Genomic DNA, 15,196 nt, shown 5'->3' on the forward strand with positions numbered 1-15,196 from the left:
AAGATGCAAACTTCATCTGCACAACCCGAACGTGCGCCGAGCAAACGCAAGCGCAACTTCGCTATCCTGTTCGTTGTTTTGCTGCTTATCGCCGCAGGCTGTCTGGCCTGGTATCTGTTATATGCCCGTTATTACGAAAGCACCGACGATGCGTATGTCAACGCCAATCTGGTGACCTTAACGCCGCAAATCGGCGGGACGGTGACGCAGGTTTCCGTTGATGAAGGCGATTACGTCGAAAAAGGGCAGCCGTTGGTGTTGCTGGATCCGAGTGACACCGAAATCGCCCTGCAACAGGCAGAAGCGAACCTGGCCAGCACCGTGCGCCAGGTGCGTGGCTTGTACAGCACGGTCGATAACTACCGTGCGCAGGTCGCGGCGAAACAAACCGCACTGCAAACTGCGCAGAACGACTATGCGCGTCGGCAAAAAATCGCCACCAGCGGCGCGATTTCCGTTGAGGATTTAGCGCATTACCGCGATGCAGTCGCCACGGCGAAAAGCGATCTGGCGGCGGCGCAACAGGCGTTAAGCACCAACCTGGCGATGACCGATGACACGGTTATCGACAGCCACCCGGAAATCAAAAGCGCAATTGCCACGTTGCGCCAGCGTTACCTTGATAACGCGCGCAGCACCATTGTTGCGCCGGTCAGCGGCTTTGTCGCGAAACGCGCGGTGCAACTGGGGATGCGCGTCGATTCCGGCACCACGCTGATGTCGATTGTGCCGCTGGATCAGGTCTGGGTGGATGCCAACTTTAAAGAGAGCCAGATGAACACCATGCGTCTGGGGCAGAAAGTGACGCTGACTGCCGATCTCTATGGTGATGATGTGGAATACCACGGCACCATTGAGAGCCTGGGCATCGGCACCGGCAGTGCGTTTTCGCTGCTGCCGGCGCAAAATGCCAGCGGGAACTGGATCAAGATCATCCAGCGTTTGCCGGTGCGCATCACGCTTGACCCGCATGATATGCAAAAACACCCGCTGCGCGTGGGGCTGTCAATGTTTGCCCGCGTGGATATTCGTAACCCCGATGGCGATCTGCTGCCGCCCAAAACGGTTGCGGCGCCGCGCTTCACCACCGACGTTTACCAGAACGCACTGGACAACGCCGATCAGCTGGTGGCGAAAATTCTTCATGACAACAGCCAGGCGGTAGCGTCAAACGCCCGCTAAGAGAGACGTTATGCAAGATAAGTCGGCGTTTACGCCACCCAGCCTGCTGCTGGCGACGATTGCGCTGTCGCTGGCGACCTTTATGCAGGTGCTGGATACCACCATCGCGAACGTTGCGCTGCCGACCATCGCCGGTAACCTTGGCGTCAGTTCGGATCAGGGCACCTGGGTTATTACCTCGTTCGCGGTGTGCAACGCCATTGCGCTGCCGCTGACCGGCTGGTTTACCCGCCGGTTTGGTCAGCTCAAGCTGTTTGTCGGTTCGGTAGCGCTGTTTACCCTGACCTCGTTCCTGTGCGGGTTTGCCCACAGCATGACCGAGCTGATTATCTTCCGCGCGCTGCAGGGCTTCTTCGCCGGGCCGATGTTCCCGATGTGCCAGACGCTGTTGCTGGTGATTTTTCCGACCAGCAAACGCAGCATGGCGCTGGCGTTGTTGTCGATGGTGACCGTGGTTGCACCGATTGTCGGGCCGATTACCGGCGGCTGGATCACCGACAATTACTCGTGGCCGTGGATCTTCTATATCAACGTGCCGATTGGGATTTTCGCCGCCATTGTGGTCTGGACGCAGCTGCGCGAGCGCGAAGAGACCACTTCCCACTCGCCGATTGATTACATCGGCATTGCTCTGCTGGTGCTCGGCGTGGGCTTGTTGCAGGTAGTGCTGGACAAAGGCAACGACATGGACTGGTTCAACGCCACGGAAATCATTGTCATGTCGGTGCTTTCCGCCATTGCGCTGGTGTCGTTTGTCATCTGGGAACTGGGGGAGCAGCACCCGATTGTGAACCTGCGGCTGTTTAAAGATCGCAACTTCGCCATCGGCACCGCGACGCTGACGCTTGGCTACGCGGCTTTTTTCGCCATTAACATTATTCTGCCGCAGTGGCTGCAAACCCAGATGGGTTATACCGCCATCTGGGCCGGGCTTGCCGCCGCGCCGATGGGCTTTTTACCGCTGCTGTTAACACCGTTTATTGGCCGCTATGCCCATAAAGTGGATCTGCGCCTGCTGGCGTCGTTGTCATTTCTGACGATGGGCGCATCCTGCCTTATTCGTGCGCAGTTTAATACCAGCGTCGATTTTCGCACCGTGGCGGAAGTGCAGATGTTTATGGGGATCGGCGTGGCGTTTTTCTTTATGCCGATCACCACCATTGTGCTGTCGAATCTGCACGGTGCCGAAGTGGCGGAAGGATCCGGGCTGGCGACCTTTTTCCGTGTATTGGGCGGCTCGTTTGCTTCGTCGCTCACCACCTGGATCTGGTCGCGGCGTGAGGTTTACCATCATGCCAACCTGACGGAAAGCGTCTCCGTGTATAACCCGGCCGCCACTGATTATCTGCATAAAATGGGCGGCGTGACGCAGCAACATCTGGCGGCGGTGGATAAAACCATTGAGCAACAGGCGTATATGCTGTCGACTATCGACTATTTCTGGCTGTTGGGCTGGGGTTTCATGGCGCTGGTTGTGGTGATTTGGTTTGCCCGCCCGCCGTTTGTGCGTTCCGGTGCGCCGGGCGCGCCGTCGGCAGGACACTAATAACAGAGATGGAATAACGTATGGCTCCGGTGTTACCAGGTAGTGATGGTCGTTTATTGCAGCATCGTTCGTTTGTCGCCTTCTGGCTGGCGCGAACCAGCTCCAGCTTCGGTTTTCAGATGTTATCTATCATCGTCGGCTGGCAAATTTACTCCCAGACTCAGAGCGCGTTCTGGCTGGGGATGATTGGTCTGGTGCAGTTTATTCCTTCGTTGACGCTGGCGCTGCCTGCCGGGCATATCGCTGACCAGTTTGATCGCCGTCGCGTGGTGCTGCTGGCGCAGGTTTTCGAGTGGCTGGCTATTGCCGCGCTGGCGTGGTTAACGTGGCAGGGCGATGCCAGCGTGTGGGTGATTTTGTCGCTTATCTTTGTTATCTCTTGCGCCAAAACCATTGAGTCGCCATCGATGGTTTCGATGTTGCCGGCGCTGGTGCCGCTCTCTATTTTGCCGCGCGCAACGGCAGCGAATGCGGTTTCCGGCCAGGCGGCGCAGATTGTCGGCCCGGCGCTGGGCGGTTTTCTCTACGCGGCGGGAGCCGATGTGGTGTACAGCGTTACCGCCGGGCTTTATCTGGTGTCGCTGCTGCTGGTGATGACCCTGCGTTATGAACAGGCGCAGCCGCCGCGCACGCCGGCGACGTTATCTTCGCTGTTCGCTGGCGTTGGGTTTATCCGTAATCGCCCGGATGTGCTGGGGGTGATTTCGCTCGACCTGTTTGCCGTATTGCTCGGCGGTGCGACCGCGCTGCTGCCTATTTTCGCCCATGATGTGCTGCATACCGGGCCGCTCGGTCTGGGATTGCTGCGCAGTGCGCCAGCCGTTGGTGCACTGCTGGTGGGTTTCTGGTTAAGCCATCGCGCGCTGACGCGCAATGTCGGCATGATCATGTTTATGTGCGTGGCGGGGTTTGGCGTGGCGACGCTGGTGTTCGCCTTCTCAAGCTGGATGTGGCTGTCGCTGCTGGCGCTGTTCGCGCTCGGCGGTTTCGACATGGTGAGTATGGTGATCCGCGGTTCGCTGGTGCAACTTGATACGCCAGACGATATGCGCGGGCGGGTTAACGCGGTTAACTCCATTTTTATCAACACCTCTAACCAGCTCGGCGAGTTTGAATCCGGCATGCTGGCGGCATGGCTTGGTGCGGTGCCTGCGGCGGCGATTGGCGGTATCGGCACGTTGATTGTGGTAGCCCTCTGGATGAAGTGGTTCCCCGGTTTGCGCCACCGCCAGCGGCTGGAAAGTGATATGGGGTAGCGTAATTAGCCCGGTTTACACCGGGCTCTGTTCAGGGGAAATAATGCCTGCAGGATGGTTAACCCTGAGCAGTAGCGGGTTCGTTCTCTACGTCAGTGGCGGTGGGAAGATTCAAAAACGCCATTATCTTAGCGATTTCATCTTCAGCCAGCGGGTGTGTTGTGCGTGACAATGCCTCTATAAATTCTGCGGAACCATTCGAAATATAGATTCTCTCCGCCAGCGCACGCGCTGAGTTATATTCTTCAAAATCGAAAAATTTATGAATGGTGTTCAGAATCTTATCAGGGTCATTTAATTCTGCCAGGTTAGTGCTTATATTCCCGGAAATGACAACCAGCCGCGCGGCAAGCGAAATAATTTCCTGGCGAACAGAGGAGGAGAGTTGTCGGGTATTGCTGAGTGATTTTTGGGCGTTATCAAGTTGAAATTGGGCTTTTGCAAGATCAGCTTCAAGCGCCTGAGTTTTTCTCAATGTCTTTGTTCTGCCTGCGTTTATACGTTGCAGAATCCATTGCCATACGGCATTTGCGACGCGATCTGACCAGTTAACACCAATGCGTACAAACGAGGAGAAGAAATTAACAGTAAAATCCAGTACCGGCATGGCTAACGACATGCCAAAACCCACCACCAGCGGCCAGTAAAAATAATTGTGCGAGAAATGGTAAGTGCTGGTGATGTTTTTAAGAAGGGTTTCTATTTTCTCATCCGACATGGCGATAAGTAATATATGCTTCCAGTTAAACGCGACCAGTGAGCACAATAAATAGATATACAACGGCCCTTTTAATCGGCTGGAAATAACGTGACTGGCAAAATCTGTTATCTGTTCCTTCAACCCTGAATCTGGTGCTTTATCTGCCACAACGCTCCCCCTCATTAACATTATTTTCCTGATTTCACTGGCGAGGAGATTATAACCAGTGCTGATGATCCGCGCGATCATCAGGAGTAGTGGGGGCAAAACACGTTCTGCAAAGCGTCAGCGGCAGAGAAGCAAGGCTCAATTGAACGCCAGTCTCAGACGCTTTCTGCTTTGCCGCTATGGTGAGCGATAGCAAAACCCTGTTCGCGCCAATGGGTAAGCTGCTGCGCCTGGCTGCGCGTGAGCGGTTTGCCGGTCCAGACAAACAGATGCTGGCCGGGAAAAAATTCCGGGTGAGGGGAGTCGAGCGGTTCGGCGAGAACATCGATACGCCAGCCCTGCTGTGACAAGCGCCATGCTTCGAGCCATAAATGGGTGCGGTCGTCATTTCCCCAGGCGATCAGCAGTGCCGTTTTTGCTGCCTGTTCACGCGCGGTGGCGATGCCTGACGCGGCGAACTCCACTAACACGCCGTCCAGCAGGCTTAACACCACGCGCGCGGTATTTTTATCACGACTGAGCCGCTGGCGTACCGGCACCAGAATATCGTCGATAAGTACATCCGCCGCGTGTGTCTGACTCAACGCGTGAAGAGTTGCGCGTAGCCGGGAGGGATTCACTTGTCGCAACATGGACATCAACTCTTCCTGCAGTGATGCCCAGCTTGTTTCCCCGGCGAATTTGTTGTCGTCGAGCAAGGCCTTAACTTTGCTTACGGAAATGCCGTTATCGATCCAGCGCTTGATCTCCACAATGCGCTGAATATCCGACTCATCGAACTGACGATGACCGCCTTCACTGCGCTGCGGTTTTAACAGCCCATAGCGACGCTGCCATGCGCGTAGTGTGACCGGGTTTATCCCGCAGCGTTCGGCAACCTCGCCGATACTATAAAAAGCCATAGCTCCCTCGTACTCTTTAACGCCAGTGTGCTCTTTTCACAGACTAAGTTAACTTTGCAAAGTTGTACAAATCCTTTTTTGTACAACTTCGCTGCACAGCTTATATCATCTCATCTCTTTTTTCTGGCCAGGCTACAGCCGGAATACCGTTTAAATCCGGGCGCGCGAAAAGATGCCCCTGGAACTGAGAAATACCCGCCGATTCAAGCCACATCCACTCTTCCGCTTTCTCGACGCCGACGGCGGAAATGGCGATTTCCAGCGAGGTACAGCATTTGATAATCGCCTGAACAATGGCCTGACGGGAGCCACTTTTATGCACATCCGCAATCAGGGCACGGTTGATTTTGATTCGGTCCGGCTGGAATTGCGTCAGCAATACCAGCCCGCCAAACCCGGCACCGAAGTGATCGATTGCCACGCGAATACCGGCGCCTTTTAGCATTTTCACCGCCTGGGTAAACGCATCAATGCACGAAAACACGGCGCTTTCGTTAAATTCAACGATGACCTGTTCTGGAACCAGCCCGTACTCTTTAATTGCCTGCACGATAAATTCAGCGGCACCAGGAACCTTGACCAGCGTCATGGGTAGCAAATTTACCGAGAGCGTCTGCGCACCCAGCTTTAACGCCGCGGCCATCGCGAAGGCGACGCGCTTACTTTGTAAATCGGCGGTGTAAATATCATCCCCGGCCATATCGTCGAACCAGTCCTGCGGCGAGCCGCCTACACGGGTGCGCAGCAGCGCTTCGACAGAGACAATCTGGCGGGCAAAGGGATCAACAATGGGCTGGAAAGCAAAATGGCAGTCGGCATGGCTATCCGGGACGCCTGGCGGCAGGGTTATCGCGTTGTCATCGGCAATAAACTCCCAGGCATCACCCGGTGGAATTTCGTAGTAGAACTCTTTCTCGCTGTCTTCAACGAAGGTCTGGAAGAACTGCAACGCGCGATCGCCGTAGGTCAGTTGGTATCGCGTTGTGCCTTTATCAAACACGGTCTGCAATACCGCTTCACGGTCGTGATCGCGCAAGTCGAACAGCTCCATCCCGGTTTTACCGAAGCGTCTTGACGGTGCGTAGTCCCTGAGTACTTCGACCAGATTGTAATGACGATCATCGCCACAGATGTCCTGATAAATAGCCGCAACGTTTTCTTCAGGCCCTTCAAGCAGTTGAAAGAAATGAGTGCCATTGAACAGCAGGATCCCCGTTACGCTGGCCTGACTATTTTTGATATTGGCGGCTGCGACCATCTCTTCAAGCAGCGTAAACGAGACATGGTCATGCAGGTGGCTGCGGTAAATGATGGTGGTAAGCATAGGAGTTCCGGCGGGATATTTAGGAATATTTACCTTAGCAGAGGATGCCCGGGTCGTCGCGCCGTTATTCCATTTGTTTTCAAATAGTTCGCGTATGTCCGCAGGCGATTATGCAGAAATGTTAACAACAACGCAGGCACCGATACAGGGAATTTGTACAAATCTGGTGCGCTTATAGATTCATGTTTTGTTTATAAGGCAATGATAAACATAAAGTTATTTGGTGTTTCTATAGGCGGCTAACTATTTTGTACAATTTCTATGTACATATTAGCAATCTTTGTATAACTTTAATTGTACTTACCTGACTCATGGACTTTAGAGGATTAACAGATGCAACAGAATGGTTTCCTTCCGAACACAGCGAATGCGGTTACGCGCTATTTTGAGAAAGCGACGCTGCCGACACAGCAAGAAACTTTAGGACGCATTGCTGTCGAGATCCTGACCGAAGGCCGCAATCTGAACCGTAAGGCTATTTGTACTAAATTGTTGTCGCGGCTTGAAAAAGCATCTGGCCCGGAAGAGGAGAGCCACTATCACACGCTGATTGGTTTGCTGTTTGATCGTTAAGATGAAAAGACCAATCGCAATAAATCACCTGGTTATTTGAGTCAATTCTCACGGGGCGCCATAAGCTCTGGCAGAACGCTACCACGTGAGAATTGGCTTCATGCCGCAATTGCACTTCGGCAACGGGCGGCAACCCGAGATGCAGTTATGAACAGTAGTGAAATAGAGCAACTGACAGATGAACTTATCGGAGTGGCCGTGTTGTCGCTCCTGAAAGACAACTCTCCTATCAGCACCCAGGCTCTGATAGCCCGGCTACGTTCGATGGAGAGCAGTGAACCAGACAGCCAACGGCGCAAGATGCTGGGGCGCATTATTGCCGAAATTAGCAATAACACGCTGGGCGAAATGCGCCATGGCGCAGACGCGGTAGGCATGGAATGGAATGAGGATCGCAGGGATAACATTTATCCACTGTTTGGCAACAAGCAGCCGGGCAGTAGTAAAAAACACTGACTTAAGTGCTGATAAGCATGCACTCAACATGGGGTAATGAAATGAGCCAGGCTATGCTTGAAAGTTCTGATGGGTACGAAAATCTTACCGATCTTCCTCTCATGGAATATTTTCGCAGCGGTGGTGAAAAACTTGCAGAGGAATCCGCCATTCTTGGTGTCGCCATCAGACGCATAGTTGCAGCCGATGAACGTATAACCCATAAGGCGTTGATTCTTGAACTTATCCGGATGATCGAAAGCACGGATGATGTGGTACGAAGCGACATTATCCGCAATACGCTGGAAATTGTTGTACACCATACGACGGATGATATCTGACCTCAGGAACGAGGGGTTATTGCCACCGCCCGCGAAACCAGGCGGTGGCAATGATCGGCCAATAGCGGTTTTTTGCCTTCCTTTATTGGCTTCTACTGGTCCTACTTGTTGAAACACCTATTTGCCAACACCTGCCACACCAGGGTTTTTTTACGCTTGCCTGCTGGCTTTGGGATTTGCCGCAATCTGAAAAGAGGCACTATCCTCTGTGCACAGTTTCGTAACGGCATCGCCGCACTTTGTGGCGATAAAGGGCAACAATGTTAGGTTTTAAGCTCATCCCACTTGCCAGAAAGCTTGCCGTTGGGCTGCTTGTGCTCGGCATCGTTTTTTTTATTGGCCGCGTTTATCAATCGGAAAAAGGCCCTTCGTTGCAGTCATGGCACCGCTGGTCTGCCGATGAAATGTCTGCCAAAGCGATCGACCACGCCAGTTTCGCCGACTATCTGGCGCACGAAGACACGCTTTTCCGCGACATGAAAACGCAGCTGACGGATGCGCTTAGCGATGATGAGAAAACACCGCTTAACCGGTTTTACGCGCAAAGCCAGGTTTACCCCGCACGTTTTCAACCCAACTGGAACCGTTCGCAAGTATTGATGCCGCAAGGCACCATTCGCGGCGCGGCGGTGTTACTGCACGGGCTGACGGATTCGCCCTACAGTATGCGCTACCTGGCGCAGGTCTGGCAGCAGCAGGGGTTTGTGGTGGTGGTGCCGCGCATGCCGGGTCACGGCACCGCACCGGGCGCGCTGACGAAAGTGGATCGCGACCAATGGCTGGCGACCGCGCGCCTGGCTGTGCGAGAAGCCACAAGGCTTGCGGGATCGTCTGTACCGCTGCATCTCGTCGGCTATTCGAACGGGGGCGCGCTGGCGATTCAGTATGCGCTGGATAGCCTTGGCAACACTGCGCTGCGCCGACCGCAACAAATCATTCTGTTATCGCCGATGATCGGTGTTCCGTCCTACGCGCGTTTTGCCGGGCTTGCTGGCTGGCCTGCGGCGTTTCCGGCGTTTGCGAAAGCGGCGTGGCTTAATGTGGTGCCCGAATTTAACCCATATAAATACAATTCGTTTCCGGTTAACGCCGCCCGACAATCATGGCTGTTAACGCAGGCGTTACAGCAGCGAATCCAGCAGGCTGCGCATAGCGGACAGATAAAAGACTTGCCGCCGGTGCTGACGTTCCAGTCGGTGATGGATTCCACGGTCAGTGCCCGCGCGGTGGTCGACGCGCTGTACCGCTATTTGCCGCCAAACGGCAGCGAGTTAGTGCTATTTGATATTAACCAGGCGGCCAATGCCGGTGCGCTGTTTCGTCCGTCATCCTGGCAAGCGGTGAACACGCTGCTGCCCGCGCCGCCACGTCGCTACACGACAATCGTCATTGCCAATGCCGCCGCCAACAGTTTTGAAACGGTTGCCCGCACGACGCCCGCGCAAGCGATGCAGGAGACGCAGGAGGACTTACACATCGCATGGCCGTCGGGGATGTTTTCGCTGTCGCACATTGCGCTGCCGTTTCCACTGAATGACTCCCTGTACGGCCTTTATCCGGCCGAGAATAACCAATACGGAATAAGCCTCGGTGCCTTTTCGCTACGCGGCGAAACCAACACGCTGGCGGTAAGTCTTGATACGCTGATGCGCGCCAGCTCCAACCCGTTTTTCCCATGGATGATGGCGCAGATAAACCAGCGCATTGCGTGCAGCGATAAGCGTGATATCGCCGCGTGCATTAGTGCTTTTCGCCCCCTGCCAACCGTCAGGGGCGCAGAATAATGCGCCCCAGCACGCGGTTTTCCTCGGCGTAGCGGTGGGCTTGCACCACCTCTTGCAGGGAAAATTCTCTGTCGATGATCACGCTGAATTTTTTATCCCTGGCATCCATCAGCAGCGTATCGACGGAATCTCTTGCCTGCTGGTGGGCAAGTTCGCGTCCCCAGAAAAGCCCACTCACTGTTTGATTGGCTTGCTGCAATGCCGCCAGATCGGCGCGGGCATTTCCCCCGGCGTTACCGGCCAGCACCACGGTTCCCCATTCACGCAGACAGGCGATCGATTGCTCCAGTGTCGACCCAACCAGATCGAGTACACCATCCACGCCGGCTGCGTTTGTCAGCCGTTTCACCTCGGCGACAATATCCTGCTGGCGGTAATCCAGCGCGACATCAAGCCCGAGTGTGGTCAGTTGGCTCACGCGGGCATCGCCGGAAAGTGTGGCGAGCACGCGTGCGCCTTGTGCCTTCGCAAGCTGAATGGCGGCAACCCCAACGCCGCCTGCGCCGCCCTGGATAAGCACACTATCGCCAGCTTTGATCTTTAAGCGTGAAAAGAGCGCCCAGGCCGCCGTGCCAAAACTTACCGGGATAACGGACGCGGAAACGACATCCAGCCCGTCGGGAATGACCCATGACCATTGCGCGGGCGTAACGCGGTACTGGGCATGGGAACCTTCCAGCGCGAGCGTCGCCACGCGTTGCCCTGCGTGGCGATTCTTTACCTGTTCACCGACTTCAATAATCGTACCCGCAGCGGAATAACCAGGAATGCAGCCTTGCGCGCCGGGGAAGGCCGTGGCGCGATTAATCACATCGCCGCCCTCAAGGGCAATGGATTCTACGCGGATCAGCACATCGTTCGGACCACAAACAGGTTCGGGGACGTCGGTATAACGTAAAACTTCGGGTTTCCCCGGCTGAAAATAGAGTGCGGCTTTCATCGTTGCCTCCTGTTTTTAGGTCTGGGTGATCATTACTACGCCGCAAGCTCAGCGACGCTATGTCGGCGTATGATGGTTCGCGACGACGTTCAGCGCTGTTCCTGTTTTCGCCGCAGGGTGAGTAACGGCGTGACCGAAATCCCATGTACCAGCACGCTTAACGTCACGATGGTGATGGCGGTATCGGTGATCGCTCCCGCGTTCTGAAGGCCATGCGTCCAGGCATAGGCGATATAATTAAGACTGCCGATCCCGCGAATGCCCAACCAGCCAAGACTTAACCGATGCAGCACGGATTCACCCGAACGCCAGGTCAGCAACCAGACGGCGAGGGGCCGGATGATGATAAACACGGTGAAGGCCAGCAGCAGCGCGTTGGCATCCCAGTGGCGTGACAGTGTCACACCAAGCACGATCACCAGCCCGGCGGCCAGCAGTCGCTCAACGGTATCGCCAAAGGAGAGCGCATCGCCCACCACCAGACCCACGGATTTGATCGGGTTATGCTCTTCGAGCCCGTGCCGGGTATGCGGATTCACCTGCATCTCGGCGGGCAGGTCGTGATCATCCTCGCTGGTATGGCGTTTTTGTACGCTCATCTCCGCACTGCGCAGGCCGATACCGGCAGCGAACGCCGCGAGAAAACCGGATGCGCTGAGCATCATCGCCAGCGAAAAGCTCAGGCAAATCAGCGCTAACGCAATAAAATCGCTGGGTGCCACTTCCCCCTGCGCGTGGCGTGAGCGTGTGGCGACCAGGCCAATTAAGCGTCCGAGAACAAAACCGATACCCAACCCGCCGACCAGCGCCCAGAGCAGATCGACACTCAACCAGTGAAACCATTCATCGGCGCTGATTGCGCCACCGGCTTTTTGCCAGACCAGCGCCAGCATCAAAAAGGGCAGCGCGGTGCCATCATTGAGACCCGCTTCACTGGAGAGCGCGATGCGCAGGCGGTCATCATCCTGCGCATCGTTGATAGCCACCAGGCTTGCCAGCACCGGATCGGTAGGGGCGAGAATGGCCGCCAGCGCCAGCGATAATGGCCACGAGAGATCGGCCATAAAATGGGCGGCGAGCATAATCCCGGCAATGGTCAGCAGCATCGCGGGCAGCGCCAGTATGATGCCCATTCGCCAGTAAGGCGAGGTGAGCGGCAGGCGGATTTTTAGCCCGGTGATAAAAAGCGACGCCGCCATTGCCATTTCCGTTATCCGGCTGGTGAGCGGGGCGTGGCGAACAATATCGATGCCAATCAGCCCCAACATCCACGGCCCGCAGGCGATGCCCACCAGCAGATAGAGGCCAAAAATGGGCACCGGGACACGGCTTATCCAGCCGTAAGAGAGAGACATAAACAACAACAAACAACCCGCCGCAGCGGTCCAGGCCAGATATTCCATACAGCTCCCGAGCAAAATCATCTTCTTAACAGGTATAGCTGCTACCAAACGATGTGCCAGCAGAGCGCTTCCCGACACCAACACGCCGCTCTTCGTAAACGGCGTGTTGGTTGATTAATACATCGGGAAATGCGCGTGCAGGTTGCACGCCTGTTTACTCCGGTACGTTGCCTTCTCCTTGCTGTGATGGCCATTTCCAGTTCTGCACTTCAGGCAAGTCTTCGCCATATTCACGGACATACTGATGGTGCGCGGCAATTTTTTGCGCCAGCACCTCAAGGATGTCATCCGCTTTGCCCTGCAACGACGGCACGCGCAAAATCGCCTCCTGCGCCAGGTGAAAACGATCCAGCTCGTTGAGCACGGTCATATCAAATGGCGTGGTGGTGGTGCCTTCTTCCATAAAGCCGTGCACGTGAAAATGGCGGTGATTATTGCGCTGATAAGTGAGGCGGTGAATCAGGCTCGGGTAGCCGTGGAAGGCAAAAATCACCGGCTTATCAGCAGTAAAAATCGCTTCGAAAGCCTCTTCGCTCAGGCCATGCGGATGTTGCTCCTGGGTTTGCAGCGCCATTAAATCCACGACGTTCACCACCTGAATACGCAGATCCGGCAGGTAATGACGCAGCAGATCGACCGCCGCGAGGGTTTCCATAGTCGGTACATCGCCGGCGCACGCCATCACCACATCCGGGGTTTCGTTCTGCTGCACGTTTCCGGCCCAGGGCCAGATGCCCATTCCTGCGGCGCAGTGTTTTGCCGCGTCGTCGAGATTTAGCCACTGAGGCGCAGGCTGTTTCCCCGCCACGATGACATTAATACGATCCCAGGTTTTCAGGCAGTGGTCGGCAACACACAACAGCGTGTTGGCATCGGGCGGCAGGTAAATGCGCACAATATCCGCTTTTTTATTGGCGACATGATCGATAAAACCGGGATCCTGGTGGCTGTAACCATTGTGATCCTGGCGCCAGACATGCGAAGAGAGCAGGTAATTGAGCGACGAGATCGGCGCGCGCCAGGGCAGGCTGCGCGTCACTTTTAACCACTTCGCATGCTGGTTAAACATCGAGTCGACAATATGAATAAACGCCTCATAGCAGTTGAACAGCCCGTGACGCCCGGTCAGCAAATAGCCCTCAAGCCAGCCCTGGCATTGATGTTCGCTCAGGATCTCCATCACCCGGCCATCGCGTGCCAGTTGCTCATCATAGGGTTTAAGCGGCTCCTGCCAGGTGCGATTCGTTACGTCGAAGACTTTGCTCAACCGGTTTGACGCCGTTTCGTCGGGGCCAAACAGCCGGAAATTGTCGCGGTTGTGTTCGAAAATAGCGGCCAGGTACGCGCCCAGCGCGGCAGTAGATTCTGCCTGCGTCTCGCCCGGTGAGCTTACTTCGACGGCGTAGTGGTGCAACTCTGGTGTCACCAGCTCCCGGCGTAAGCGGCCACCGTTGGCCCACGGCGACGCGCCCATGCGTTTGTCGCCTACCGGGGCCAGTGCTTGTAGTTCTGTTTTGAGTTGCCCCGATGCATCGAAAAGATCGTCGGGCTGATAGCTGCGCATCCAGTCTTCCAGCAGTTGCCGGTGTTCATCGTTTTCACGGCATGACGAGACCGGAACCTGGTGCGCGCGCCAGAAATCCTCCACTTTCTTACCATCGACAGTTTGCGGGCCTGTCCAGCCTTTGGGGCTGCGCAAAATGATCATCGGCCAGCGCGGCACGGTGGTCTGCGCGTTGTCGCTTCGCGCCTGTTGCTGATAGTCGCGGATGTTGTTCAGCGCCTGTTCGAGCGTTTCCGCCATCTGGCGGTGCATTCTTGCCGGTTCATGGCCGCTGACAAACAGCGGTTCGTAGCCGTAGCCGCGAAAGAGCTGGTGTAAATCCTCATCGCTGGTGCGCCCGAGAAGCGTAGGGTTGGCAATTTTGTATCCGTTCAGGTGCAGGATCGGCAGCACCGCGCCGTCGCGGGCGGCGTTAAGAAATTTTATGCCGTGCCAGCTGGAGGCCAGCGGGCCGGTTTCCGCTTCGCCATCACCAATCACGCAGGCGGCGATAAGGGACGGGTTATCGAACACCGCGCCAAACGCATGAGAGAGTGAGTAACCCAGCTCGCCGCCTTCATTAATCGAGCCTGGCGTTTCGGGTGCAGCGTGGCTGGGAATGCCGCCGGGGAAGGAAAACTGGCGGAACAGCTTCTTCATGCCCTCGGCGTTCTGGCTTATCTGCGGGTAAATTTCGCTGTAGCTTCCCTCAAGCCAGGTGTTGGCCACCATCCCTGGCCCGCCATGGCCGGGGCCGCAAATATAAATCATATCGAGATCGCGCTGGCGAATGGCGCGGTTGAGATGAACATAGATAAAATTCAGCCCCGGCGTGGTTCCCCAGTGGCCCAGCAGGCGCGGTTTGATATGTTCTGGCCTGAGCGGCTCGCGCAGTAGCGGGTTATCCATCAGGTAGATTTGCCCGACAGAGAGATAATTGGCCGCGCGCCAGTAGCGATCAAGCAGCTGAATTTCGTGGTCAGAGAGAGACGATATCTGTGTCATGCTTTCCTCGCGTCGTCAGAAGGTAAACCAGGTTTTGCCTTTGCAGGCGAACAAATTTCCCTTTAAGCCTGGCACACCGTGTTTTCTGATGACG

Annotated in this window: 13 protein-coding genes; 7 read left to right on the forward strand and 6 right to left on the reverse strand. The window is 55.6% G+C overall.

Going from position 1 to position 15,196, the window contains the following annotated elements; all coding sequences use genetic code 11:
- Positions 1–3 precede the first annotated feature (3 nt).
- The 3 genes from JKP81_RS04615 to JKP81_RS04625 are packed head-to-tail and all read left to right on the forward strand — an operon-like array spanning position 4 to position 3,984.
- The gene (locus JKP81_RS04615; protein ID WP_017457082.1) at positions 4–1,182 is read left to right on the forward strand and encodes an efflux RND transporter periplasmic adaptor subunit; all 1,179 of its coding nucleotides are present in this window, start codon (positions 4–6) and stop codon (positions 1,180–1,182) included.
- Between the two features lie 10 nt (positions 1,183–1,192).
- Complete coding sequence (locus tag JKP81_RS04620; protein WP_200550754.1) at positions 1,193–2,728, forward strand: DHA2 family efflux MFS transporter permease subunit; 1,536 nt, start codon at positions 1,193–1,195, stop codon at positions 2,726–2,728.
- Between the two features lie 20 nt (positions 2,729–2,748).
- On the forward strand, positions 2,749–3,984 hold the full coding sequence (locus JKP81_RS04625; RefSeq protein WP_200550755.1) for an MFS transporter: 1,236 nt from the start codon (positions 2,749–2,751) through the stop codon (positions 3,982–3,984).
- A 58-nt stretch (positions 3,985–4,042) separates the two neighbouring features.
- On the opposite strand, the gene JKP81_RS04630 is transcribed toward JKP81_RS04625, so the two are convergent.
- From JKP81_RS04630 to JKP81_RS04640, 3 genes are all read right to left on the reverse strand, one after another.
- Positions 4,043–4,852 carry a hypothetical protein gene (locus JKP81_RS04630; protein WP_200550756.1) on the reverse strand — a complete coding sequence of 270 codons (810 nt, stop codon included), beginning with the start codon at positions 4,850–4,852 and terminating at the stop codon, positions 4,043–4,045.
- A 155-nt stretch (positions 4,853–5,007) separates the two neighbouring features.
- Complete coding sequence (locus JKP81_RS04635) at positions 5,008–5,754, reverse strand: MerR family transcriptional regulator (protein WP_200550757.1); 747 nt, start codon at positions 5,752–5,754, stop codon at positions 5,008–5,010.
- A 100-nt stretch (positions 5,755–5,854) separates the two neighbouring features.
- Positions 5,855–7,078, reverse strand: a complete 1,224-nt coding sequence (locus JKP81_RS04640) for a diguanylate phosphodiesterase (RefSeq protein ID WP_200550758.1) — start codon at positions 7,076–7,078, stop codon at positions 5,855–5,857.
- 333 nt (positions 7,079–7,411) lie between these two features.
- On the opposite strand from JKP81_RS04640, the gene ycgZ reads away from it, so the two are divergent.
- From ycgZ to JKP81_RS04660, 4 genes are all read left to right on the forward strand, one after another.
- A complete protein-coding gene (ycgZ, locus tag JKP81_RS04645; RefSeq protein ID WP_200550759.1) occupies positions 7,412–7,651 on the forward strand; it encodes a regulatory protein YcgZ in 240 nt (79 codons plus the stop codon).
- A gap of 147 nt (positions 7,652–7,798) precedes the next feature.
- The gene (locus JKP81_RS04650) at positions 7,799–8,107 is read left to right on the forward strand and encodes a hypothetical protein (protein WP_045509656.1); all 309 of its coding nucleotides are present in this window, start codon (positions 7,799–7,801) and stop codon (positions 8,105–8,107) included.
- Between the two features lie 41 nt (positions 8,108–8,148).
- Positions 8,149–8,427, forward strand: coding sequence for a biofilm development regulator YmgB/AriR family protein (locus tag JKP81_RS04655; protein WP_200550760.1), 279 nt, complete (start codon positions 8,149–8,151; stop codon positions 8,425–8,427).
- A gap of 260 nt (positions 8,428–8,687) precedes the next feature.
- The gene (locus JKP81_RS04660) at positions 8,688–10,211 is read left to right on the forward strand and encodes a carboxylesterase (protein ID WP_200550761.1); all 1,524 of its coding nucleotides are present in this window, start codon (positions 8,688–8,690) and stop codon (positions 10,209–10,211) included.
- Here JKP81_RS04660 and JKP81_RS04665 read toward each other — a convergent pair.
- From JKP81_RS04665 to JKP81_RS04675, 3 genes are all read right to left on the reverse strand, one after another.
- Positions 10,195–11,151 carry a zinc-binding alcohol dehydrogenase family protein gene (locus tag JKP81_RS04665; RefSeq protein ID WP_200550762.1) on the reverse strand — a complete coding sequence of 319 codons (957 nt, stop codon included), beginning with the start codon at positions 11,149–11,151 and terminating at the stop codon, positions 10,195–10,197. The two genes, JKP81_RS04660 and JKP81_RS04665, sit on opposite strands and share 17 nt — an antisense overlap.
- Before the next feature lie 89 nt (positions 11,152–11,240).
- Complete coding sequence (locus tag JKP81_RS04670) at positions 11,241–12,554, reverse strand: sodium:proton antiporter (protein WP_200550763.1); 1,314 nt, start codon at positions 12,552–12,554, stop codon at positions 11,241–11,243.
- A gap of 154 nt (positions 12,555–12,708) precedes the next feature.
- Positions 12,709–15,102, reverse strand: coding sequence for a phosphoketolase (locus tag JKP81_RS04675; protein WP_200550764.1), 2,394 nt, complete (start codon positions 15,100–15,102; stop codon positions 12,709–12,711).
- Positions 15,103–15,196 lie beyond the last annotated feature (94 nt).

This window comes from Kosakonia sp. LAM2021, from assembly GCF_016620385.1.
Classification (GTDB): domain Bacteria; phylum Pseudomonadota; class Gammaproteobacteria; order Enterobacterales; family Enterobacteriaceae; genus Kosakonia; species Kosakonia sacchari.

What these genes read in the sequence shown, in the direction of transcription:
- JKP81_RS04615 (WP_017457082.1), top strand. Translation starts at nt 4, where the DNA reads ATGCAAACTTCATCTGCACAACCCGAACGTGCGCCGAGCAAACGCAAG.
- JKP81_RS04620 (WP_200550754.1), top strand. Translation starts at nt 1,193, where the DNA reads ATGCAAGATAAGTCGGCGTTTACGCCACCCAGCCTGCTGCTGGCGACG.
- JKP81_RS04625 (WP_200550755.1), top strand. Translation starts at nt 2,749, where the DNA reads ATGGCTCCGGTGTTACCAGGTAGTGATGGTCGTTTATTGCAGCATCGT.
- JKP81_RS04635 (WP_200550757.1), bottom strand. Translation starts at nt 5,754, where the DNA reads ATGGCTTTTTATAGTATCGGCGAGGTTGCCGAACGCTGCGGGATAAAC.
- JKP81_RS04640 (WP_200550758.1), bottom strand. Translation starts at nt 7,078, where the DNA reads ATGCTTACCACCATCATTTACCGCAGCCACCTGCATGACCATGTCTCG.
- ycgZ (WP_200550759.1), top strand. Translation starts at nt 7,412, where the DNA reads ATGCAACAGAATGGTTTCCTTCCGAACACAGCGAATGCGGTTACGCGC.
- JKP81_RS04650 (WP_045509656.1), top strand. Translation starts at nt 7,799, where the DNA reads ATGAACAGTAGTGAAATAGAGCAACTGACAGATGAACTTATCGGAGTG.
- JKP81_RS04655 (WP_200550760.1), top strand. Translation starts at nt 8,149, where the DNA reads ATGAGCCAGGCTATGCTTGAAAGTTCTGATGGGTACGAAAATCTTACC.
- JKP81_RS04660 (WP_200550761.1), top strand. Translation starts at nt 8,688, where the DNA reads ATGTTAGGTTTTAAGCTCATCCCACTTGCCAGAAAGCTTGCCGTTGGG.
- JKP81_RS04665 (WP_200550762.1), bottom strand. Translation starts at nt 11,151, where the DNA reads ATGAAAGCCGCACTCTATTTTCAGCCGGGGAAACCCGAAGTTTTACGT.
- JKP81_RS04670 (WP_200550763.1), bottom strand. Translation starts at nt 12,554, where the DNA reads ATGGAATATCTGGCCTGGACCGCTGCGGCGGGTTGTTTGTTGTTGTTT.
- JKP81_RS04675 (WP_200550764.1), bottom strand. Translation starts at nt 15,102, where the DNA reads ATGACACAGATATCGTCTCTCTCTGACCACGAAATTCAGCTGCTTGAT.